The 22,609-nt window shown below is 61.5% G+C and carries 20 protein-coding genes; 5 read left to right on the forward strand and 15 right to left on the reverse strand.

What is annotated here, in order from left to right; all coding sequences use genetic code 11:
• Positions 1–156 precede the first annotated feature (156 nt).
• Positions 157–3,519 (forward strand): diguanylate cyclase domain-containing protein, encoded by a 3,363-nt coding sequence (locus FNU79_RS03625; RefSeq protein ID WP_225429856.1) that lies wholly within the window; start codon positions 157–159, stop codon positions 3,517–3,519.
• A gap of 28 nt (positions 3,520–3,547) precedes the next feature.
• On the opposite strand, the gene hpaI is transcribed toward FNU79_RS03625, so the two are convergent.
• The 8 genes from hpaI to hpaE form a co-directional block, all read right to left on the reverse strand.
• The gene (gene hpaI, locus FNU79_RS03630) at positions 3,548–4,366 is read right to left on the reverse strand and encodes a 4-hydroxy-2-oxoheptanedioate aldolase (protein ID WP_143719537.1); all 819 of its coding nucleotides are present in this window, start codon (positions 4,364–4,366) and stop codon (positions 3,548–3,550) included.
• Positions 4,363–5,169, reverse strand: coding sequence for a 2-oxo-hept-4-ene-1,7-dioate hydratase (gene hpaH / locus FNU79_RS03635; RefSeq protein WP_143719538.1), 807 nt, complete (start codon positions 5,167–5,169; stop codon positions 4,363–4,365). Before hpaH ends, hpaI begins: the two co-directional genes overlap by 4 nt.
• 10 nt (positions 5,170–5,179) lie before the next feature.
• The gene (locus FNU79_RS03640) at positions 5,180–5,563 is read right to left on the reverse strand and encodes a 5-carboxymethyl-2-hydroxymuconate Delta-isomerase (RefSeq protein WP_143719539.1); all 384 of its coding nucleotides are present in this window, start codon (positions 5,561–5,563) and stop codon (positions 5,180–5,182) included.
• Positions 5,563–6,348 (reverse strand): fumarylacetoacetate hydrolase family protein, encoded by a 786-nt coding sequence (locus FNU79_RS03645; protein WP_143719540.1) that lies wholly within the window; start codon positions 6,346–6,348, stop codon positions 5,563–5,565. The genes FNU79_RS03640 and FNU79_RS03645 overlap by 1 nt, the downstream gene beginning before the upstream one ends.
• Positions 6,349–6,376: 28 nt before the next feature.
• A complete protein-coding gene (locus FNU79_RS03650; RefSeq protein WP_143719541.1) occupies positions 6,377–6,883 on the reverse strand; it encodes a flavin reductase family protein in 507 nt (168 codons plus the stop codon).
• Between the two features lie 170 nt (positions 6,884–7,053).
• Positions 7,054–8,040, reverse strand: coding sequence for a 3,4-dihydroxyphenylacetate 2,3-dioxygenase (gene hpaD / locus FNU79_RS03655; protein ID WP_143719542.1), 987 nt, complete (start codon positions 8,038–8,040; stop codon positions 7,054–7,056).
• On the reverse strand, positions 8,033–9,523 hold the full coding sequence (gene hpaB / locus FNU79_RS03660) for a 4-hydroxyphenylacetate 3-monooxygenase, oxygenase component (RefSeq protein ID WP_143719543.1): 1,491 nt from the start codon (positions 9,521–9,523) through the stop codon (positions 8,033–8,035). Before hpaB ends, hpaD begins: the two co-directional genes overlap by 8 nt.
• 60 nt (positions 9,524–9,583) lie before the next feature.
• Entirely contained in the window at positions 9,584–11,095 is a 1,512-nt protein-coding gene (gene hpaE / locus FNU79_RS03665; protein WP_143719544.1) for a 5-carboxymethyl-2-hydroxymuconate semialdehyde dehydrogenase, read from the reverse strand.
• Positions 11,096–11,210: 115 nt separating this feature from the next.
• Between hpaE and FNU79_RS03670 the strand changes: the two genes are divergently transcribed.
• Positions 11,211–12,410, forward strand: coding sequence for a PucR family transcriptional regulator (locus FNU79_RS03670; RefSeq protein WP_143719545.1), 1,200 nt, complete (start codon positions 11,211–11,213; stop codon positions 12,408–12,410).
• A 35-nt stretch (positions 12,411–12,445) separates the two neighbouring features.
• Here the strand turns inward: FNU79_RS03670 and FNU79_RS03675 are convergent, their stop codons facing one another.
• The gene (locus tag FNU79_RS03675; RefSeq protein ID WP_143719546.1) at positions 12,446–12,958 is read right to left on the reverse strand and encodes a YciE/YciF ferroxidase family protein; all 513 of its coding nucleotides are present in this window, start codon (positions 12,956–12,958) and stop codon (positions 12,446–12,448) included.
• A 386-nt stretch (positions 12,959–13,344) separates the two neighbouring features.
• On the opposite strand from FNU79_RS03675, the gene FNU79_RS03680 reads away from it, so the two are divergent.
• A complete protein-coding gene (locus FNU79_RS03680) occupies positions 13,345–14,100 on the forward strand; it encodes an SRPBCC family protein (RefSeq protein WP_225429857.1) in 756 nt (251 codons plus the stop codon).
• On the forward strand, positions 14,097–15,302 hold the full coding sequence (locus FNU79_RS03685; RefSeq protein WP_143719547.1) for a zinc-dependent alcohol dehydrogenase: 1,206 nt from the start codon (positions 14,097–14,099) through the stop codon (positions 15,300–15,302). Before FNU79_RS03680 ends, FNU79_RS03685 begins: the two co-directional genes overlap by 4 nt.
• Before the next feature lie 74 nt (positions 15,303–15,376).
• On the opposite strand, the gene FNU79_RS03690 is transcribed toward FNU79_RS03685, so the two are convergent.
• On the reverse strand, positions 15,377–16,765 hold the full coding sequence (locus FNU79_RS03690) for an alpha/beta hydrolase family protein (protein WP_143719548.1): 1,389 nt from the start codon (positions 16,763–16,765) through the stop codon (positions 15,377–15,379).
• Between the two features lie 138 nt (positions 16,766–16,903).
• Positions 16,904–18,988 carry a phenylacetic acid degradation bifunctional protein PaaZ gene (gene paaZ, locus FNU79_RS03695; RefSeq protein WP_143719549.1) on the reverse strand — a complete coding sequence of 695 codons (2,085 nt, stop codon included), beginning with the start codon at positions 18,986–18,988 and terminating at the stop codon, positions 16,904–16,906.
• A 70-nt stretch (positions 18,989–19,058) separates the two neighbouring features.
• Between paaZ and FNU79_RS03700 the strand changes: the two genes are divergently transcribed.
• Entirely contained in the window at positions 19,059–19,793 is a 735-nt protein-coding gene (locus tag FNU79_RS03700) for a hypothetical protein (RefSeq protein WP_143719550.1), read from the forward strand.
• On the opposite strand, the gene paaD is transcribed toward FNU79_RS03700, so the two are convergent.
• Genes paaD through paaA form a run of 4 tightly spaced genes read right to left on the reverse strand, consistent with a single transcriptional unit; the run spans position 19,794 to position 22,609 of the window.
• Entirely contained in the window at positions 19,794–20,291 is a 498-nt protein-coding gene (paaD, locus tag FNU79_RS03705) for a 1,2-phenylacetyl-CoA epoxidase subunit PaaD (protein ID WP_143719551.1), read from the reverse strand. It abuts the gene before it with no gap.
• Complete coding sequence (paaC, locus tag FNU79_RS03710) at positions 20,285–21,043, reverse strand: 1,2-phenylacetyl-CoA epoxidase subunit PaaC (protein ID WP_143719552.1); 759 nt, start codon at positions 21,041–21,043, stop codon at positions 20,285–20,287. Before paaC ends, paaD begins: the two co-directional genes overlap by 7 nt.
• Entirely contained in the window at positions 21,036–21,632 is a 597-nt protein-coding gene (locus FNU79_RS03715) for a phenylacetic acid degradation protein (RefSeq protein ID WP_143719553.1), read from the reverse strand. Before FNU79_RS03715 ends, paaC begins: the two co-directional genes overlap by 8 nt.
• Positions 21,632–22,609 (reverse strand): 1,2-phenylacetyl-CoA epoxidase subunit PaaA, encoded by a 978-nt coding sequence (gene paaA / locus FNU79_RS03720; RefSeq protein ID WP_143719554.1) that lies wholly within the window; start codon positions 22,607–22,609, stop codon positions 21,632–21,634. The genes FNU79_RS03715 and paaA overlap by 1 nt, the downstream gene beginning before the upstream one ends.

Raw genomic sequence — 22,609 nt, forward strand, 5'->3', positions numbered from 1 at the left:
TTTATGCATCTCGGGGCCTGCTCACATTGTGGAATATGCTGAGAGCGGCTTCAGACTGTCCGTGCAGAGTCTGCCCGACCACATTTCTTTGAGCACTGGGGGTCAAACGTGAGAAAATCTTGAGCGCCGCAGCGTTTAATTTGTCACAATGGCTTTGTGGTTTCTGCTCAAGGGCAAAGTGAGAAAGGATTGAGGCCGGCCATCCGCGACGATTTGACTCTTCTGCCTCTCCGGGCAGCTTTAACGTTTGATTTTTTGCAGTTGGGCGGCAAACGGCCCGCCAGCTTGCTGATGTGCGACCTCGACCACCTCAAACTCATCAATGACACGCTGGGCCACGCGGCTGGAGATCAAGCGCTCAGAACCCTCAGTGCCGCGCTGGGCAGCCATCAGCGCCCAGACTGGCAGGCTTACCGCCTCGGCGGCGACGAATTCGCCCTGCTGGCTTCGGTGCCTGCCGCCGAACTGCATCTCTGGGCGCAGCATCTGCTCAGCAGCGTGCAGCGGGCCAGCTTACCTATCAGCGTCAGTGTCGGTATTGCCGAGGTCGCGCAGAGTGCTGACCTCGGGCAGGTCCTGGCCCAGGCCGACCAGCGCTTATATGCCGCCAAGCGGCGCGGCAAAGCCCAAATCATCAGCCAGGACGTGGAAAGTCCTTTTGAAACGCCGACACCGCGTCTTCTGGAGCGGGGGCCGTCCTTGGACCAGGGCACTCAGTTTCTGCGGGCGGCCTTTCAGGGCCAAGCCGCCGAACTCCTCGTCCACGCGCCGCCGGGCGGCGGACTCAGCGCTTTTTTACAGCATTTGGAAGTGGTGGCCCGCACGCTGGGCTACCAAACCCTGCACCTGTCCGGCAGCGCCGCGCGGGAATGCCAGCATTACGGCGTTTGGGATCAGGCCACCTTGAACGGGCAGCGCCTCAGCGGCCAGCACCTGACCCCCGCCGCCCAGCCCTTGGCCATCCTCCTTGACCGGCCCGAGTGCTTTGACGCAGCCACTTTAGTGGCCCTGCAACCGCTGCTGCGCACCGCTCAGGTGGTGCTGCGCGGGCAAGCGGGAAAACCCGCGTCCGCCGCACTCACCGGGCTGAGTTCCAGCCAGATCACTTTGGAGCCGCTGAGCGAAAACGCGCTCGGTGAGCTGCTAGGCCGCGAACGGCTGGAGCCGCAGACGCGCCGCTGGCTTTATCAGCGGGCGGGCGGCTTACCGGCACCGACCCTGCGCTGGCTGGCCGCCCTGCGGCTCGAAGCTTCGCTGCGCCGCGAAACGCTGACCCACCTGCTGTCGAGTTTGACGAGCGACTGGGAAACAGCCGTTGCCTATCAGTTGACCCAGCCGCTGCTGTGGCCCCGGCCCCTGCTGTATGGCCGGCGTACAGAGCTGCAAGAAGCGGTCAAGCGGCTAAGCCTCGGCTCCTTGCTGACCATCACCGGGCCAGCCGGACGCGGCAAAACCCGCTTGGCCGAGCAAATCTTGGGCGAGTTGGGCAGTCATTTCGCCCGCGTTCAGAGTGTCAGTCTCAGCGGAACGCTCGGACCTGAGATGACGCTCTCCCGCCTCGCCGAAGCGTTGCTGGGCCGTCCCAGCGAACGGGTCGATCTGGCCAGTCTGGGCCGCTTGCTGGCGCGGCAACCCACCTTGCTGCTGCTTGATGAACCCGCCGAGCAGCAGTTGAGCGCTCAGATGTTAGAGACGCTGCTTTCTTCCGCGCCGCTGAGCCGCATTATCGTCACGGCTCGGGCTCCGCTGGGCGCACAGCACGAAAGCGTCCTAGCTTTGGAGCCGCTCAGCGAGCAAAGCGTGACGGCGGCCCTGCAAGAGAAAAGCCGGAGCCGCCTGAGCGCCGCGCAGCTCAGGCAAATGGCCGATTGGATCAGCGGCGAGCCGCTGCGCTTGTCGGCGGCCGCCGCGCTGCTGAACGCTGATCCAGCCAGCGCCGCCCAGCGCCTCGGGAGCGGGGAGCCTTATCCAGCTTGGCTTTTGCTGGGCGGTTACGAACGCCGTGTCCTGGCCGCGATGAGCAGTGTCAGCGGCCCGTTTGAACTGAGCTGGGCAGAAGCGCTGTCGGGCGCGTCACCGTTTTTGTTGGGGGCGCTGCGCGATCAGCAGTATCTTCAGGCGGTAGGCGGCGGCCTTTACCGGCTGGCCGGCGCTCTGGGCGCGGGAGCGCAGACCGTTTGGCACACTTCACCTGACCTGCGCCGCCAAGTTGGCCAGAGGGCGCTGAGGCAGCTTCAGCGGCTCCTCGGCGCTCAGCCGGAAGGCAGCGCCGCTTGGTACATGCAACTCGATCAGCATTACCCGACGGTGAGGGCGGTGGTGGCCGGTTTGCTGCTGCGCCCCGCTCCGCTGAGCCGCGAGCTGGCCGAGGTGCTGCTCGGCTTGCTGCCTTACCGCTTGTCGCGGGGCTACTTGCCCGAAGCCCGCGCCGAGCTGGAACTGGCTCTTCAGCGCGGCACGGCGCTGGACGTGGGTTGGCGTCAGCGCCTTGGACTGGCGCTCGCTTCGGTGGCCCAGCAGTGCGGCGACCACGCGGCGGCACAAACGTATCTCAGCGGCCTAGAGCATTTGTCCGTTCCATTGTTGTGGAAAAGCACCCCACCAATTCCACTTCCATCTGCTCTAGCACATAGTTCACTCGCTCCGCTCGGTCATAAAAGTCTTGCAACTTTTACGACAAATTCTCTGGCGCAGCCGAACTCGCTGGCCGAAGCGTCGCTCATCGAAGCCCGCTTGCTGCACCGCCGCAGCTTGTATATCCAGAGTCACGCGCTTTACCGGGCCATTGGCGCTCAGCCGGACTTGCCGCTGCGCCTAAAGGTAAAGGCGATGGAAGGCCAAGCCCGCGCCGCCGTTTATTTGGGCCAACTGAACGAAGCTCAGCACCAAATCGGGACTGTGGTGAACCACGTCGAGCGCCACCTTGAAGAATGGGGCGAACTCCTGCTCAGCGACGTTCTGAACACGGCGGCGCTGGTGGCCACCGAGCAGCGCCGTCTCAGCGACGCCAAAGCTTTGTTTGAGCGGACGCTGGAGATTCATCGGCGCTACGGGCACCGCGCTGGACTGACGCTCAATTTGACGGGCTTGGCCTGGGTCTTGCTGCTCAGCGGCGACTTCCAGCGCAGCGCTGAACTGACCCGCCAAGTGCTGCGCCAAGCCCAGGACGCCGGACGCCTATGGGAAGAAGCCAACGCGCTGATCAATTTGGGCCACGCCCTGACGCGTAGCGGCGAGCTGACGCAGGCCCGCCAAACCTACCGGCAAGGCGGCACATTGGCGCTGCAACACGACGCACCCTCTTTGGTGGCCGAAGCGCTGGGCGGCCTCGCCGAAGTGCTGAGCGGCGAAGGTCAGCAAGGACTTGCCCGCAGCGTGCTGAGCGCGGCGCTAGCGCACTCTGGGGCAAACGCAGAGGTACGCCAGTATTTTTCTGCCCTGATTGCCAAGCTCGGGCCGCTGCCGGCATTTGCTGAATCCGGCGAGTCGGCAGATTGGAAACAGTGGCTGCAAAGTTAAGGAGAAAATCCGGCAGGAAAAGCGCTGCTCAGTACACCGCCCCGCCCCGTTCCTCCGCTTGACCGGACGCGCCCGTCAAATCGGCCTTGAACTTGCTGGCCAGCTCCCGCGTCGCCCTCGCCAGCAGCGAAGTGTCTACTCCCACCGCCACGAAGGTGCAGCCCAGTTCCAGATACCGCCTCGCCTGCGCTTCGTCGCTGGTCAGGATGCCCGCCGCCTTGCCCGCCGCCCGAATGCGGGCAACCGCGTCCTCAATGGCGCTGATGACTTCGGGGTGATTGGGGTTTCCGAGGTGCCCCAGACTGGCGCTGAGGTCAGCCGGGCCGATGAACAAGCCCGCTACGCCTTCCACGGCGGCAATTTCGTCTAGGGCCGCCAAGCCGGAGCGCGACTCGATTTGCACCAACAAGCAAATTTCAGCGTCGGCCCGCGTCACGTAATCGGCCACGCGGTTCCAGCGCGAAGCACGCGCCAGAGCGCTGCCCACGCCGCGAATCCCCTGCGGCGGATAGCGGGTGGCCCGCACCAGCTCACGGGCCTGCTCGGCGCTTTCTACCATCGGCACCAAAATGGTCTGGACACCCAAGTCAAGGTACTGCTTGATCATCCAGGTTTCGCCGCTGGGCGGGCGCACGATCGGCGTGACCGGGTAAGCCGCCAGCGCTTGAAGTTGCCGCAAGGTACTGCGGACGTCATTCGGCGCGTGTTCGCCGTCGATCAGCAGCCAGTCGAAGCCCGCTCCGGCGCTGATCTCGGCGCAGTAGGAATCGGCCAAGCCCAACCACAGCCCGATTTGCGGCTTCCCGGCTTGCAAGTGCAGGGCAAAGGTATTCACGAGGCCGCTCATAGGGAGAACCTGAACCCGATGCCGCCCAACTCGCCGTAATCGGCGTGGAAGGTGTCGCCCGCCGCCGCGTCTACCGGACGGGTAAACGAACCGGCCAAGATGGTTTGCCCTGCCCTGAGCGTCACGCCGTGCGGGTGCAGTTTGTTGGCCAGCCACGCCACGCCGTTGGCCGGATGGTTGAGCACCCCAGCCGCCACGCCGGTTTCTTCGATGACGCCGTTGCGGTAGAGCAGAGCGCCCACCCAGCGCAGGTCGGCAGCGTCAGGACGCACGGGACGTCCCCCCAAAACGATGCCCGCGTTGGCGGCGTTGTCGCTGATGGTGTCGTAGACTTTGCGGGTCACGCCGGTTTCTTTGTCGGTGCGCTCGATACGGGCGTCAATAATTTCGATAGCCGGAACGACGTAAGTTGTGGCCTTCAAGACATCAAAGACGCTGCAATTGGGCCCGCTCAAGTCGCGCTCCAGCAAAAAGGCCAATTCCACTTCCACTTTTGGCTGAGTAAACCGTGAAATAGGCAACTCAGAGCCCTGACTGAACACCATATCGTCAAGCAGCACGCCATAATCTGGTTCGCTAATGTTGGATGACATTTGCATAGCGCGGGAAGTCAGACCTATTTTGTGGCCGTAAATACTGCGCCCCTTGCTGACTTTGTGGGCCACCCAAGCTGCCTGCACGGCGTAGGCATCTTCAATGGTGATTTCGGGATATTGAAGCGAGAGTTGACGAATTTGAACGCGCGTTTGCTCAGCATTGTGAAGCCTGAGCACCGCGTCCTGAATTTGATCGGGCGTCAGCATTTGTCCTTCCTCATAGCGCCGCCTGCTTATAACGCTCGTGGATATTGTTTTTCTTCCACGTTTCCACTTCACCGATCTCTAGCGAAAGCGCGATTTTCCTTGACGAAAAAGCGTCGGCGAAATGTTCTTTCAGCACGTCGAACAGTTCATCTCCGGTGATCTGCTTCATCTCCTCGCTGCGGCCCGTACCGATTTTGAGGGTGACATGCACGAAAGCGTCGTCGTGTTGGCCGTCAGCGACGACGTATTCGGTCAGCTTGACGGCGCGGGCGCGGATACCGCCGATGGGGTAAACATCGCCCCTCGCAATCAGAACGGCGTTTAATCTGGACAAAAGCTCACGAATACGCGGCTCTTTAAGGTTATCGGTGTATTCCACCGTTAAATGAGGCATTACGTCCGAGCTCCCTCGTCGGCGATGAGCGGTTCGGCGCTTTCGTCTTCCCATTGAATGTCATTTTCCAGGGCTTCTAAGCCGTCAATTTCCAGGCGCATCACGTCGCCGGGCCCCACGTGACTGACCCCTTTGGGCGTGCCGGTCAAAATAACGTCGCCCGCTTCCAGAGTCATGAAGCGTGACATAAATTCAATCAGTTCGGGGGCTTTTAAGATCATATCGCGGGTGTTGCCTTCTTGGCGGAGTTCGCCATTGACGTAGGCCCGCAGGCCCAAGTTGTAGGGGTTGGGCACTTCGTCGGCACTGACCAGATACGGCCCCAGCGGCCCGAAGGTGTCCCAGCCCTTGGCCCTCATCGGCGGGCGGTGATAATTGGAGACATAGTCGCGCACCACCAGATCGTTGGCAATGGTGTAACCGCCCACGTAGTCTTCGGCATCCTTGGCCTTGACCCGCCGAGCGTCGCGCCCAATCACGATGCCGAGTTCGACTTCGTAGTGCATGAACTTCGCGCCGCGCGGGTAAATCACCGTTCCGCCGTGCGGCAAGAGGCTGGTGTTGGGCTTGAGGAACATCACCGGCTCCTCGGGGGCCTTGAAACCCAGTTCGGCCACATGGTCGGCGTAATTGAGCGCCAGCGCGATGACTTTGCCGGGCTTGAGCGGCAGCAGAAATTGCACGTCCTCGGGGCGGTGTGTTTCGCCTGCCGCGTCGTAGAGCAGGCCGTCTTTGAGAACGCCGTTGTGCTGGCGGCCTTTTGAAATGAAGCGGGCAGTTTTCATGGATTTGATCTTCTCGTTGCTTGTTTTTTCATAACATGACTCCCATTTTTTCTACTTCCGGCGGCAAGACGGCGGTCAGGCCCCTGTAAGTACCCCCGAAATAAGCCAGCGGCACTTTATCGCTGATGCAGGTGGCCTGAACTTCGCCCACGAACAAGGTGTGGTCGCCGCCTTCGTACGTTTGGTATTTGGAGCAGGCCAACTGCGCCGCCGCGCCGCTGAGCACCGGCAGGCCGCCGAGTTCGCTCCAGGCGATGTTGAGGCCCGCGTCCGGACGGCCTGCGAAGTGATTGCTGAGCAGCTGCTGACTTTGCGAGAGAATGTTGACCGCGAACGCCCCGCCCTGCTCCAAAACGGCGTGCATCATGGCCCGCTTATCCACGCTGATGAGAATCAGCGGCGGATTCATGCTGACCGAAACGAAAGCGCTGGCGGTCATGCCACGTTTTTCGCCGTCTTGTAGGGCGGTGATGATGGTTACGCCGCTGGCAAACCTGCCAAGCGCGGCGCGGAACTCTTGGGAGGAGATGGGCATTTGGCTCCTTTTTGGGGCAGGTGATGATGACTGTGGTCAATCTATGATGAAAGAACAGTAACCGTATGGCTGGTGACTCGTAGGAAAAGCCGTTCGTCAGGGGCGGCGACGCGGAAAGAGCGGTGGACAACGTGAACTTGCTTGTTTCAGCAAGCTGTCCCCCAGCACTCTCAGATCACATGCACCGGCAATCCCACCAACTCGCCCGCTTTGGCCTCGACCCAGCCGCCCTCGAAGGCTTCCAGCGGCGCGGCTTCTTCAAACCAGCTTTTGGGTGTTTTTGCGCCCCACAACGTCTGGCGGCGCGGATCGTCCAGCGCCCAGCGGATCGGCTCGAAGTCGGGGTCGGCGGTGACGTAATCGCTGGTATACAGCTCGATGCGGTGGCCGTCAGGGTCACGGATGTACAGGAAAAAAGCGTTGCTGACGCCGTGTCTGCCGGGGCCGCGCTCAATGGCTTCGGGCATCCGCGCTCCGGCCAGAATGTCGCACAGGCGAATAATGCTCTGCATATCGGGCATCCAGTAAGCGAAGTGATGCAGCCTCGGCCCAGTGCCGTTGGTGAGCGCCAGGTCGTGCACGCTGCCCCGGCGCTGAATCCACGCCGCCCAGATGCGGCCCTTGTCATCTTCGGTAAATTCGCTGAGCCGGAAGCCGAGGTTGTCCATGTACCAGCGCATCACGCCTTCCACGTCGGGCGTCATCACGTTTATGTGATCAATGCGCTGGAGGCCCGCGCCCCGGTGCAAGTGGTAATCTTGCAAGAGCCACTGGTGCTTGACCGACTCGGCGTAGAAGGCCACCGGCACGCCGAATGGGTCCTGAAAGCGCAGCAGCTTGGGCCGGTCCAGCTCGGTTTCCCAGCGGTAGGGAATGCTTTGCCTGTCCAATAACGCGGTCATGGCGTCCAGATCGGCGGGCGTTCCCACCCGGTAGGCCAGATGCTTGACGCCTGCTTCCGGTGCGAGTTCCAGCTTGAGCGTCCACTCGCGGTCTTCATTGCCGCGCAGGTAGAGTGCGCCCTCGGTCTCGTGGAGGATATTTAGACCCATTAAGTCTACGTAGAAATATTTGGAACGCTCCAGATCGGTGACGTAAAAAATACCGTGAGCGATGCGGATGACATTCGGCTGCTGAGTTGAAACAGGGTCAGTCATCGGCGCTCACCGGCTGCGGCACCGCTTGATTCAAAAACGCCTGAATCCGCTCCACAAATGGCTCCTTGTCGTAGACCTCGTAGAGGGCGCTCGCCATCCGGATCGGGTCGCCGAAGAAGTGCTTCTCGTAGAGGTTCTGCCGCGCCCCGAAGCTGCTCAGCGTCATGTCCCAGGCCAGCCGGAAGAGTTTGAGGCGCTCCTCGGCAGTGGCGTTGGCAGCCTGCAAATGCTTGTCGATGAACGCGCCCAGCGGCCCCTCGCGGTCGGCCTTGCTCGGCATCATGATGATGCCCGACGCGCCCAGCAGTTGAATAATCTCATTGAGACGTGGGTAAATCGCCGGGTAGTAGTTGCGTGCGGCGTCCAGCGGGCCACGTGCCGGGGTCATCACGCCGTACTGATTGAGTGCCGCGCCTTCCACCGCCGCGACTTGCAGCGCCTTCATGATCTCCAGCGTCACGATGATCTCGCTGACTTTTTGCTGAACGTGCTGGAACTGGCCGCTGCCCACCGCCCCCACGATGCTCTGGGCCAGGCCGAGAAACGCGCCGGTTTTGGCGATTTTCTGATTGACGACCTGGTAAGCCATCTGCAACACGGCGTCGGTTTTGGAGTAAGCCTGATTGGCCAGCGTCATGTCGTACATCAGGAAAACGCGCTCCCACGGCACCAACACGTCGTCAAAGATCACGAAGGCGTCCTGCTCGTCAAAGCGGCTGCTCAGCGGGTGGTCTTCGGTATCACGCCCCAGATCGAACGGCTCGCGGCACTGGAAGTACAGGCCCGGCGTGTTGGTTGGCAGCCCGAAGCCCATCGCGTAGCGGCTCTTGTCGCCGTTTTCCTTGATGACGGTGGACGGAAAAATCAGGATTTCGTCGGCAATCGGCAGGGTCGCCAGCATCCGTGCGCCGCGCACGATCACGCCTTCCTCGGTTTCGCGCACGATGCCCATGGCGATATAGGGGTCGGGCATTTCCGAGGCCTGCTTGCTGCGGTTGACCTGCGGATTGGTCAGCGAGTGGGTCAGGCACAGGTCATTTTCGCGTACGTAGTCGTAATAGTTCCTCATATTCTCGGCAAAGTTGCGCCCGCTGCCCGTTGCGCCGCTGCTCTCGCACTCATCAAAGTAAGCGCTGGCCATGCCCGCCGCCATCACGTTGGTGTTCATGTAATCGGGAGCGCGGCCCAGCGTACCCAGCGAATAATCGGCCCGGATACGGTGCGCCTCGCCAATCTCGCGCAGATCGTCTTTGGTTCGCGGCACTTTGAAACTCATGGCGTAGCGCTGGCCACCGTCCTCGTAAGTGAGTTTGTCTTTAAACTCCGGCGCAAGCTGCATGTCGTAGAGGCCCGCCAACGAGTGGGCGATGTTTTTGGTAGCGGGATGGGTCGTCGGGTCGGTGACGGCGGCTCCGTCGATGTATAGGTTGGGCGGATTGTGGCGAAGACGGTCAAGGAACTGTTTTCCGGTTCTTGCTGGCATGGGGAACTCCTTTTTTTGTGGGGGTGTGGGGTGAGTCGTGGAAAGAGCCGCGCAACCGCCTTAACTTCCCCCCAACTTCGCCGCCCGGTGCCCATCCAGATTCACGGCGATATTCTTCGTTTCCATATAAAAATCAAAGCTGTAGTCGCCGCCGTCGCGCCCGATGCCGCTGGCTTTCATGCCGCCGAACGGGCTGGGCAGGTGGCGTACATTCTCCGAGTTGACCCAAATCATCCCCACGTCCAGCCCCTGCGCAAAACGGTGAGCGCGGGTCAGGTCGTTCGTCCAGAGGTAGCCCGCCAGACCGTAGGGCACGTCGTTGGCGATCCGCAGGGCGTCGGCCTCGTCCTCGAAGGGAATGACGGTCAGCACCGGCCCAAAGATTTCTTCCTGGGCGATTCGCATGTCGCTGCGGGCATTGGTGAACAGCGTCGGGCGCACGTAATTGCCTACCTCGCCGATGCGCTCACCGCCCACCGCCACCGTCGCGCCGTCTTGCTTGGCGATGTCAAAGTAGCTGCACACCTTCTCGAACTGGCGCAGGTGAATCAGCGGCCCGACCTCAGTGGCAGGGTCGAGAGGATCGCCCACTTTGATATTGGAGACGCGCTCAGCCAGCTTCTCCACGAACCCGTCGTGAATACTGCGCTCCACCAGCAGGCGGCTCGACGACGTGCAGCGCTGTCCGTTGAGGCTGTAGAGCATGAACACGGCGGCGTCCAGAGCGCGGTCTAAATCGGCGTCGGCAAACACCACCACCGGATTCTTACCGCCCAGTTCCAGATGCACGCGCTTGAGGGTGTCGGCCCCCTGCTTCTGAATGAGGCTGCCAGTGCTGCTCTCGCCGATGAAAGCAATCGCCTTGATGTGGGGATGCTCGGTGAGCGCCTTGCCCGCCGTTTCGCCGTAGCCGTGGACGAGGTTGATGACGCCCGCCGGAATGCCGGCTTCGTGCATAATCTCGGCCAGCAGCGTGGCCGTCACCGGACTCCATTCGGCGGGCTTGTGAACCACCGTGCAGCCGGACGCCAGCGCGGGCGCGATCTTCCAGCTCGACAGCATAAAGGGCGTGTTCCAGGGGGTGATGATCCCGACGGGGCCAATCGGCTGGCGCAGGGTGTAATTCAAAAATCCGGCGGTGGGCAGGCTCAGCCCGTCCTGGGCAGCCTCTGCGCGGTCAGCGAAAAAGCGGAAGTTCTCGGCGGCCCGCACCGCTGCCGATTTCATGAAGCGGATGGCTTGTCCGGTGTCCATGCTCTCGGCCAGCGCGAGTTCCTCTGCGCGTTCCTCGATCAGCGCGGCGACTTTGTAGAGAAGTTTGCGGCGGGCCTTACCGTCCAGCGCTTTCCAGGCGGGAAAAGCGTCCCAGGCGGCCTGCGCGGCGCGGTCAATGTCGCGGGCGTCACCGCTGGCTGCCACCGTCAGCAGAGAGTTGTCGGTGGGCGTGTGGACTTCAAACGTCTCACCGTTGGCAGAGTCTTGCCACTCGCCGCCGATAAAGTGCTTGAGGCGGCGCTTGAAAAGGGTTTGGCGCAGTTGCTCGGCGGGCTTGGGGGAAGGTACGGCAGTCATTGAACCTCCTGAGTTGAACGAAGCAAATTGTCTTTGGCTCACTTTAAGCGCCCGTCCCAGCCTGTACAAGGTCTGAATCAACAAAAATCAGCGCTCAGTTTGTAGAATCCAACCAATGCCCAGCCTCAATGCCCTGCGCTTAGCCCTCTGCATTCCAGCGGAAGGGGAAGCCCATTTTCAAACGCTCGAAGAAGCCCAGAGCCTGCTGCCGAACGCCCCTAGATCGGCTCTGAGAGCGGCTGCCTTGCGCTTGCTGGCACAGGAAAGCTTTCAAAGTCTGCCCGCCGCCGCTTCGCTGCTGACCTCGCTGGCGGCCACGTTGCAAAGCCACCGCCCAGAGCGGGAACTGGTGCAGTGGCTGGCACTGGTCACGGGCGGGCAAGCGGAGTTGCGCTCGAGCTGGGGCGACACGGTGGCCAGAGCCGGAACGCCCAGCGGTGACCAGCACTTTGAGCAGCGCCTGACTTATGAAGGGCGCTCAATCGGCAGCCTGCACCTTTGGGCCGGTGCCGAGTGGCCAGTTCTGTTTGGACTGACGGCGGAGTTCGCCAAACTGGCCCGCCTGCAAGCGGCGGCGGCGGGCGCATCTCGGCGGCGGGTGGGCGAGCGGGTGCTGGAAGCGCTGCTGTCGGGCGACGTGAGCGGCGCGTCTGTGCATGAGCCGTGCATGCTGGCGGCGCTCAGGCTCGCCCAGCCGCTTCCCCGCAGCGAGCGCAGCCGTGAAACGCATATCGCGGCCCTAGACATCTTGTGCGGCGTGGGCGAGGGCTACTTCCGGGAAAGGGGGCTGAAGTGCTTGACGACGGTGCGGGGCGACAAGGCCATCTGGCTGTGGGACAGTCAGGGCGCAGCGGGGGAAGCGGCGGGCCTACTCAGCGCCCTGCGAGCCGCCACCGAAACGGATTTCCGGCTGGGCGTCAGTGCGGTGCAGGCGAGTCAGGCGCGGGCGAGCACTGCTCTCGAACAAGCCGAACAAGCCCTCAGCAGCGTGCGGGCGGCGCGGGGTCTGATCGTATTCGAGCGGCTCGACCCACTCCAGGCATTGCTGGACGGCGCTGAAGCGCAGGCGCTCGCGGGGCAGCTGTTGGCCCAACTGCGGGGAAGCGATCCGGGCGGCAAGTTGGAAGAAACTTTGCGCCGCTACCTGAGTTTTGCCGGTTCGCTGGGTACGCTGGCCACCGAACTCAACATTCATATCAACACCCTCCGCTACCGCCTGAGCCGAATAGAAGAGGTGCTGGGCGGCAAACTCGGTGAACCGGCATTTGTGGCGCGGGTGTTCTTGGCGCTCTCAGCGGCAGAAAAAGGGCACTGACCTCTCTAAGCCAGCGCCACGAAACAGAAAACTCTTTAAGCCGAGGCCGCTTCCAGATTGATCTGCTTGGAAAGCTGGGTCAACTTCTGATCGGTGTCTTTTTCTTCTTGCTCGCTGGCCGCCAGCAAATCGGCATGCTGTCCGAAGCCCAAAACCTCGGCGTAGGTGCGGACGGTGCCGTACCCGGCGATTTCGTAATGCTCCACCCGCTGCCCAGCGGCGATCAGGCCCGCGTCTTTGACGGCAGGCACAGCTTTTTCTTTGATCATGTCGTTGCCTTCAGCGATCAGACCCTGCATAGCCTTGCAGATGCGGCCGCCCGGGTCTTCGCCGAGGTCGGCAAAAATGCTCTCTAAGCGCTGAATCTGCTGCTGGGTCTCGACCAAGTGGTCGGTGAAGCCCTGCTTGAGTTCGGGCGTGCTGGCGGCGTCGGCCATTTTGGGCAGCGCCTCGGTGAGTTGCGTTTCCGCCGAATACAGACCTCGCAGTTGCTCGACGTACAAATCCTTGAGGTCGTTCATTTTTATCCCTAATCCGAAGAGTGCCATCGTTTCCTCCTGAAGCGCTCGGTTGATCTTGCCCATTGTGCAGAAAACTGGCCGGGAAGCCGTGGGAAGCGGCTCAATTTTTGTTGAGCTGGCGTTGAGGTAGGGCTGAATTCTGAGCAGGGCTTCATCTGAATTTGGAAAAGCATAACGGCATCTAAGCAGGCGCTTGAATGTCCCTTCAGAGAGTGGGAGAACTCGCCTTTTGGGGAGCGGTCAGGCGGCTCAATATTCGGCATGACCTAGACAAACTCCAGTCACCGTTCCCGCCGCTGAGGTGGCGACCTGCTTATGTGCTTTGGGTATCGGACGATTTGAGCCAGATCAGTGAGCAGATACTGCACTGCACCCCAACGGCGGCGAAGTGGTGAACGGATGAGGAGCTTACTATGACCAACATTCAGAAGAGCGGTTTTCAAGAAGCGGCCCGCAAGGCCTTTTTTCAGGGCGGCAACGGCGGCCAGATGCAGGACACCGAGCGGGTCGCCGTCGGCGCACTGGGCCTTGGCCTGCTGATCTTGGGCTTGGGCGGCGGCGCGGGGCGTAGGCTGCTGGTGGGAGGGCTCGGCTTGGGCCTGACTGCTGTGGCTGTACGCGGCAGCAATCCGCTGGCGACTGCCATCAAGGTGGAGCAAAACAACGCGGGCCAAACTTTGATCAGCGAGGCGGTCACGGTGAATAAGAATGCGGCCGAGTTGTACGCCGTCTGGCGCGACCTCGATAAGCTGCCGAATTTGATGAGCCACCTTCAGAGCGTGGTGGTGCTGAGCGAGAAACGTTCGCGCTGGACGGTCAAGGCTCCGCTGGGCAGCGTCAGTTGGGAAGCCGAGATCACCGCCGACGAACCGGGTAAGCGGCTGGCTTGGGCCTCGCTGCCAGGATCCAGCATCGACAACAACGGCGAAATTCTGTTTAGACCCGCGCCGGGCGGACGCGGCAGCGAAGTGGTGGTGCGGCTCAAGTACCGTGCGCCTCTGGGCACCGCTGGGGTGGTGGCCGCCCGCATTGCCGGGCAGGAACCGGCCCAGCAGCTCAGGGACGATTTGATGCGCTTCAAGCGCGAGCAGGAACTCGGTTTTGCGCCCACCACCCAGGGACAGAGCAGCGGCAGGACAGGCAGTGGCAGAGCAGGAGGCGCGAAATGAAAGCAGTTCTTTGGCAAGGCACCAACCACGTCAGCGTGGAAACCGTTCCCGACCCCACCTTGCTCTTGCCCAGCGACGCCATCGTGCGGGTCAGCTCGACAGCCATCTGCGGCTCAGATCTGCACCTGCTCGACGGCTTTATTCCCAGCATGGAAAAGGGCGACATTCTCGGCCACGAGTTTATGGGCGAGGTCGTGGAAGTGGGCCGCGACGTTAAGACACTCAAAGTCGGCGATAGGGTCGTCATTCCGTTCAATATCGCCTGCGGAACTTGCGATTACTGCCAGCGCGGGCTGTTCAGCGCCTGCGACAACTCCAATCCCAATCACCGAATGGCCGAAGCCCTCTACGGCGCGACCAGCGGCGGCGGGCTGTTCGGCTACTCGCACCTCTACGGCGGCTACGCGGGTGGACAGGCCCAGTACGTGCGGGTTCCGTTTGCCGACGTGGGCGGCTTCAAAATCGAAACCGACTTGCCCGACGAGCAGGTGCTGTTTTTGACCGATATTTTCCCCACCGGCTATCAGGCCGCCGAGAACTGCAATATCGTCAGGGGCCGCGACGTGGTGGCGGTGTTCGGTGCGGGGCCAGTCGGCCAGTTCGCCGCCCGCAGCGCTCAGATGCTCGGGGCGGCCAAAGTGATTATCGTTGACCGCTTCCCTGAGCGCCTGCGGCTGGCGGCCGAGGCCGGAATAGAAACCATCAATTACGAGAAAGAGGACGTGCTGATCGCCCTTAAGGAAGCCACTGGCGGGCGCGGCCCCGATCATGTCATCGACGCGGTGGGCCTGGAAGCGCACGGGCACGGCCCCGGAGCGCTGCTCGACACCGCCCAGCAGAAGATGAAGCTGACCTTTGACCGCATCACCGCGCTGCGCTGGGCAATTTTGAGTTGCGCCAAGGGCGGAACCGTGAGTATGCCGGGCGTCTACGGCGGCCTGGTCGACAAGTTGCCACTGGGCGCAGCGTTTGCCAAGGGTCTGACTTTCAAGATGGGCCAGACGCACACCCACCGCTACATCAGGCCGCTGCTGGCGCACATTGAGGCGGGCGACATCGACCCCAGCTTCGTGATCACCCACCGGGCCGCTCTGGCCGACGCGCCGCAACTCTATAAGACCTTCCGCGACAAGCACGACGGCTGCATCAAGGTGGTGCTCAATCCGTGGGGTGAGTCGGCGGGCGAGGTGAAGCGGGCTTAAGCAAGGCAGGCAAAGAAGCAGGGCATCCTCTTTCGAGGAATACCCTGCTTCTTATTTTGAGCTGGCGAGCGCCCTTATTTGGCGTTCAGGTGGTACAACTCGATCCCCAGCGCGGTGCGGTTGAGGAAGCCTTTCCAGTAGGTGTCGTCGGCTTTGAGCGTGCCGTCGGCGTTGCGGCTGTACTTGCCGTCCTGAGCAATCGGAGTAGGCACGTTGAGGTAGGCGGCCTCGTCGGTTTTGCCTTTCAGGCGGTAATCGAGGAAGGCGGTCACGAAATGCTCGTTGAGGTTGTTGAGACGCTGCATATCCCAGACCGCTTCGGAGTAATGCGTATAGTCGTCGATGCTGCTGTAGCTGGCCGCAGGCGGCGGATTGGGCGCGGCATTGTGACGGGCATTTTGGTAGACCACCATGTAGCGGTCAGAGTTGACAGCGTTTTCAAACAGAGGCTTGACACCGTTCTGGTAAAAGGCCACGTCATCTTGACTGCCTACCAGGAACAGGGTCGGCACCTTGACGGCGGCGAGGCTTTTTTTGTTCCAGAAGCCAAATTCAGCTCCATTGTTAACGCCGAGGCTCTTAACGGCGGCGTCGCCGCCCCAAGGTGCAAACGCCACCACCGCTTTGAGGCGTGGGTCAACCGTGAACTGGCCGAGCTGCCGCGCTGTGAGGGCATTGCCGGGCACGAAGCCCAGCACCTGATCGGCAAAGCCCGCACCCGCGAAATTGAGCGCTCCGTAGCCGCCCATGCTGTAGCCGAGCAGCGCCATATTGTTGGCGTCCACCAGATTGTTCAGGAAGCCGCTGCCCGAAGTCGAGAGGGCTGCCACGGCGTCCAGCACGGCCTGATCGTCTTGCGGACGGTTGAGCAGGGTGCTGGCAAACGCAGCTTTGTCGGCGTTAGTGCTGTCGGTGTGGTCAATCGAGGCGACCACGTAACCCTTGCTGGCGAGGTTCTCGGCGAGGTAGCTCATCAGATAGCGGCTGCCGGGGTAACCGTGCGAGAAGATCACCAGCGGGTACTTGCCGCCTGCCGCGTTAGGAGCGGCGTCGCGGGCAGCGTGACCTGGAAACTGAAACGCAACCACGGGGTGCTTGGGATCGCCGGGGCCGCTGCCGAGGTAATCGGTGTAACTGGTCATCTGGCTCTGGTCAGCAGCGAGGGTGGCCGGATACCAGACTTCCACCGTCAGCGGTCGGTCATAGCGCGGCAGGGGGTTGGGCGCAGGAGTGAGGGTGGCGGCCTTGGCAATGTCCAGCACATCTTTGCGGACGAGCGAAATGGTTCGCACGCCCACCGCGTACTGACCGCGTGCGCTGAGGGCTGGCGCGTCGGGACGCACCTCGCCGGGGTAAGCCGCGCTGCCCATGACGGGAGAGGTCTGGGCCAAGCTGACGCTTACCGAGCAGGTGAGCAGGGCCGTGAGGATCAGGGCGAACGGGCGTTTGAGCGTGTGAGCCATAGCGAGAAACCTCCAAAGACTGGGAAGGCCGTAAGCGGAGCAGATAAAAACAGCCGCTACGCTCACGGCAAGGTTAAAAGCGTGCCGCAGTTTGAACTTGGTTCAACTTATTCTTGCCTGGACAGCATAACGCACAAATTAAACAGCAGGCCCGTTTCCACTCCGCGCCACCAGCGTCAGGATACTGTAGGTCGCCACCAGCACATCATTCTGGTTGGTCACGTCCACGTGCCACTTGACGACCCCGGTGGGCGTCTCGCCGTCGCGCGTTTCCTTGGCAGTCTTGCTCTGCACCGTCAGGCGGGCGCGAATGGTGTCGCCAAAGCCGACGGGTTCGGTAAAGCGCAAGCCTTCCAAGCCGTAATTGGCCAGCACCGGCCCCACGCCGGGGTCGACGAACAAGCCTGCCGCCGCCGCCAGCACCAGGTAGCCGTGCGCCACCCGCTTACCGAACAGGCTTTCTTTGGCTGCGATCTCATCGGTGTGGGCATAGAACCTGTCACCGCTGAGGCCAGCAAAGGCGCTCACGTCCGACTCGGTGATGGTGCGGCGCGGGGTCAGCAGGCTGTCGCCTACCCTCAGCTCGTCGAAGTTTTTGCGGAACGGGTGAACGCCGTCCTCGGTGACGGCGGCTCCGCGCACGTACTCGCCGGTGATGGCGGTCAGGGTGGTGGGGTCGGCCTGAATGGCGGTGCGGATCAGGTAATGCTTGACCGCCCGTAGGCCGCCCAGCTCCTCGCCGCCGCCCGCCCGTCCGGGGCCGCCGTGCTTGAGCTGAGGCAGCGGTGAGCCGTGTCCGGTGGACTCCTTAGCGTCGTCGCGGTTAAGAATCAGGATGCGCCCGTGGGTGGAGGCCATGCCAAAAAACAACTCGCGGGCTTCGGGCCGGTCGTGCGTGACGATGCTGGCCGCCAGAGAGCCGCGCCCCAGACGGGCGAGTTCGGCGGCCTCGTCCAGATTGGCGTAGGGCATCAGCGTGGCGACGGGGCCGAACGCCTCCAGTTCATGGGCGGTGTGGTTGGTCAGGGGCTGATCAGCCAGCAGCAAGGTGGGGGCCATGAACGCGCCGCTGTCCCAGTCGCCGCCGAGCAGTTCGGGGCGCTCGTCTCCGATCAGGACTTCAGATTCGGCCTTGAGCTGACGCAGCACTTCGGCCACGTCGTCGCGCTGGGACGTGCCCACCAACGGCCCCATGCGCACGTCCTCGCGGCTGGGGTCGCCCATCGTAATGCCGCTGAGACGCTCGCGGATGGCCTGCGTCACGTCTTCCACGCGCTCACGCGGAATGATCACCCGGCGAATAGCAGTGCATTTCTGGCCCGCCTTGCTGGTCATTTCGTTGACGACTTCGCGCACGAACAGGGCAAATTCAGGCGCGTCGGGCGTCACTGTCTGGCCCAGCACGATGCAGTTGAGACTGTCGGCCTCGGTGTTAAACGGCACGCTGCGGCGCACGATGTTCGGATGAACTTTCAGCTTGCTGGCGGTGGCCGCCGAGCCGGTAAAGGTCACGGTGTCCTGTTCCTGCAAGTGGTCGAACAGATCACCGGTGCTGCCGCTGATGAGTTGCAGCGCCCCTTCCGGCAGCAGGCCCGATTCGTGAATGGCCCGCACCACTGCCTCGGTCACGTAGGCCGTCTGCGAGGCGGGCTTGACGATGGCCGGAACCCCCGCAATCAGGTTGGGGGCGATTTTTTCCAACATGCCCCAAACTGGGAAATTGAAGGCATTGATATGTACCGCTACGCCCTCGCGCGGCACCAGCACGTGGCGGCCGATGAAGCTGCCGCCCTTGCCGAGCAGGTTGATGTCGTCTTCCAGCACGAATTTCTGGGCGGGGAGGTCGCGGCGGGCCATGCTGGAATAGGAAAACAGTGTGCCGATACCGCCGTCAACGTCGACGAGGTTGTCACGGCGGGTGGCTCCGGTCAGGTGCGAGAGGGCGTTGAACTCGGCCTTGCACTCGTTGAGGTAGCCAGCCAGAGAGCGCAGCAGCCGCGCCCGCTGGTGAAAGTCGAGCTTGCGGAGGTTGCGTCCGCCGATGTCGCGCCCGTACTTGAGGGCCGCTGCAAAGTCCACGCCCTCCGAGGACACGTAGGCGATGGGCTGGCCGTAAGCGGCGTCGCGGATTTCCTGCCCGCCTCTTGCGGCGTGCCACTGCCCCTGAATGAGTGAGGCGACTTGGATGGGACGGGGGAGAGTTGGGGACTGGGATGGGGTCATGGGGTTTCCTTGTATTGAGTGGCTATATAGGATGGCTATTTTGCTTTTGAAATTGAGCTAAGATATGTAAATGCGAGATTTGACGAGAGAAGCAATAGAGGAAAATTTGAAGAAGTTCCTGACGGGGGAAAAGAAAGATGAAGGCCTCTTACCTACAGAACGCTACGCTTCTTTTGATTATTGTTATAACTATTTTCAGTCATTCCGTAGAAGGGGGAAATTGTCCAAACTCACGAGTGACAAAAATCTTGAACAAAGCTGTCTTCAAATAGCTTTCTACCTAGCAAGTTGGGGAATGCTTCGTGGGTCAACTGAACTTCTAAAAATGAGCAGCCGTCACTACGTCTCTCTAATCGAATTGATTTCAAATACTCCTAAAGATTTATGGGACATAGATATAGATAAGTATAATCCAGAGAGTATAGAAAAGCTTCTTAAATTAAGTGAAGACATAAAAAGCGTTATAAAAAGTCGAAGGGAGGCTAGCGATACTCTTTCTACTAAAATTATGCTCGGAGTTTTTGGTAATATTCCGGCCTTTGATTCTTATTTTATTACAGGATTTGGCGTATGGAGCTTAAATGAGAAATCTCTTACTGAGGTGGGAACCTTTTATTCAGAGCACACTGACTCTTTCGAGCGCAAAATCCCCACTGTAGAATTTAATCCTAAAAGCGAGTCGAGCCGCTTTTATACGAAGGCGAAATTAATGGACATGATTTTCTTCACTGAAGGATTAAAGATTGCAGAAAAGAAAGAGGCAGAACGAAAAGCGAAAGAGCAACTCAACTTGAAAAGTTCCTAATCACACCGACTTCATTCCCTCGAACGGCTCCTTGCATGCGTTGCACACATACATCCGCTTGCATAGCGCCGAGCCGAATGAAGCGGTCATGCGCGTATCGAACGAGCCGCAGCGCGGGCAACTCACCGGACTCAGTTCCAGCGTCACGAACGGGTCGCTCTCGCCAGCCGGATCAGGCGGCGCGATGCCATACTGCTCCAGCTTGGCACGGGCGGGCGCGGTGATGTCGTCGGTACTCCACGGCGGGCTGATGACGGTTTCCACGCTGACGGTTTCAAACCCCAGCGGCGCGACGGCCCTCTCGATGTCTTGCCGGATAACGTGCAGGGCGGGGCAGCCGGAAAAAGTGGGCGTGAAGCGCACAGTGGCCCGCCCGCCCACAATCTCCACGCCGCGCACCATGCCCATTTCCACGATGTTGACCACCGGAATTTCGGGATCGGTCACGTGGACAAGAGCGTCCCAGACGGCACTTTCGGTGGGAAATGTGCTTACCATACTGTAACTTCAGCGTACTGGCGATTCACATCCTGAAACTCGGTGAGCAGCGGGGCGAGGTGTTCGGTGTGAGTTCCGCGTGCCACCGGCTCGGCGTTGGGCGGAGTCATGCCGCAGCGCTCGAAGTGGGTGGTCACCAACGGGAGCCAACGGGCTTTGACTTGCGTGGGGTCGGGGAGCAAGCCAGCGTCGATGCCCGCCCGCTCGCCGTCCAGCGGCTCGAACAGGCCCAGCGCGTAAGGCCAGACCGCGTTGAGCGCCTCACGGGTGCGCCGCTCGCTTTCGGGCGTGCCGAGCGCCAGCCGCTCTACCCAAATAGCGGTATGTTGCAGGTGAAAACGCTTCTCGCGCAAAGCCAACGCTGCCGCCTGAGCCAGTGGGCCGTAAGGGCTGGCTTTGGCCGCGTCTTGCCACAGAGCTTCCCAAGCGTCAAACAAATACTGCCGCACCATCGTAAAGGCCCAGTCGCTTTTAGGCAGTTCGGTCAGAGCCGAGTTGCAAAACTGCTCGGGGCCGCGCCGGAAGGCCAGCACGTCGGGGTCAGAGCCGTCCAGTGTTTTGCGGAGTTCCAGCCAGCCCATCGCGTGTCCCAGCTCGTCCTGCGCGATGTTGGCCAACGCGATGTCCTCTTCCAGAATCGGCGCGTGGCCCGTCCACTCGGCGTCGCGGTGCGAGAGCAGCAAATCGTCGTCGGCCAGCGTGGTCAAGCGGGCGATCAGGGCTTGGGTTTGTTCGGCGGTGAGGTCAGTCATGCTTTGCCTGTGTTTGACTAGATTTGGGATTGCGCTCGCTGACGTGCTTGCCCACCACGCCGTAAGCGCTCTGCTGCTTATAGGTTTTATCTTTGGCGGGCGCGAACCAGCTTTCAACAGTTTCGGTGTCTTCTGGGCTGCCCACGAAAGCTGAAGCGGGAATGATCCACCACGCCAGCAACCCATCACCAAATTGGCTTTGAGCGGCCTCCAGCGCAGCTTGCGGACTCGCCGCCTCCAGTGTGCCGAGTTCGTCCACGAAGGTCATGCTGCGCTTGTGGGTCTTTTTGCCGAAGATTTTGTAAGGCTGGGTTTCGCTGCTGGCGTCGAGCAGCTTCCCCCCGTTGTCCAATTCCTCGCGGGTCACAGAAGAAATGTCTTGTTCCCGCACGGCCCACAAACTCACCGCCGCCGGCCGCCGAGCGAACACGCTACGAGCGGTAAAGAGGGCGTGGTCGGGGTCGGTGGCGTGAACGCTGCCCACCGCCTGATGCACCTTGCCCGCCGCGTCCTGCTTGAAGATTTCCCAGCGAGGCCACTGGGTGTCTGGGGCCTGGGTATCATGAGGCTGGGCATCCGCAGCGTTCATTAGTCCGCCGCCTGCGCCCGTTGCCTCTCCCCATACGCCAGCATCGCCTCGCGCACCCAGGCTCCGTCGTCGTGCGCGGCGTTGCGGGTCGCCAGGCGCTCCTTGTTCAGTCCCGTTTTCCCTTTGACGACATCCCAGAACTCGTCCCAGTTGATCGGGCCGTGAATCCAATTGCCGTCCGCGTCTTGGTGCAGGTCGGCATCGGGAAGGGTCAGGCCGAGTTCCAGCAGCTCCGGCACATGCTCGTTCAGATATTCCTGGCGCACCTGATCGTTGCTCTTGGTCTTAATGCCCCAGTTGCTCATCACGCCGCTGTTGGTGCTGTCTTTATCGTGCGGCCCCAGCATCATGACGCTGGGCCACCACCAACGGGTCAGGGCGTCTTGGGCCAGTGCCCGCTGCTCGGGGGTGCCCGCCGCGTACTGCACGATCATTTCCTTGCCCTGCTTGTGGTGGAAGGTTTCTTCCGAGCAGATGCGGACCATTGCCCGCGAGTAGGGGCCGTAGCTGCATCCGGCCAGCATGGTCTGATTCTTGATGGCCGCGCCGTCCACCAGCCAGCCGATCATGCCCACGTCGGCCCAGCTCTGAGTGGGGTAGTTGAAGATGCTGGAATATTTGGCCTTGCCGCTCAGCAGAGCGTCCACCATCTCTTCGCGTGTGGCTCCCAGCGTTTCGGCGGCGTGGTAGAGGTACTGCCCGTGCCCGGCCTCGTCTTGCACCTTGGCCATCAAAATGAGTTTGCGGCGCAGGCTCGGTGCGCGGCTGATCCACTCACCTTCCGGCAACATCCCGACCACTTCGCTGTGAGCGTGCTGCGAGATCATGCGGATCAGTTGGCGACGGTACTCGACGGGCATCCAGTCACCGGGTTCGATCTTCTCGCCCCCAGCGATGCGGGCCTCAAAAGCGGCGTGCTGCTCGGCAGTTTCGGCGTTCTGGTTTGCGTTGTCCTGAATCTTTAAGGTCGCGGTCAT

It is taken from the genome of Deinococcus detaillensis, from assembly GCF_007280555.1.
Taxonomy (GTDB): Bacteria; Deinococcota; Deinococci; order Deinococcales; family Deinococcaceae; genus Deinococcus; species Deinococcus detaillensis.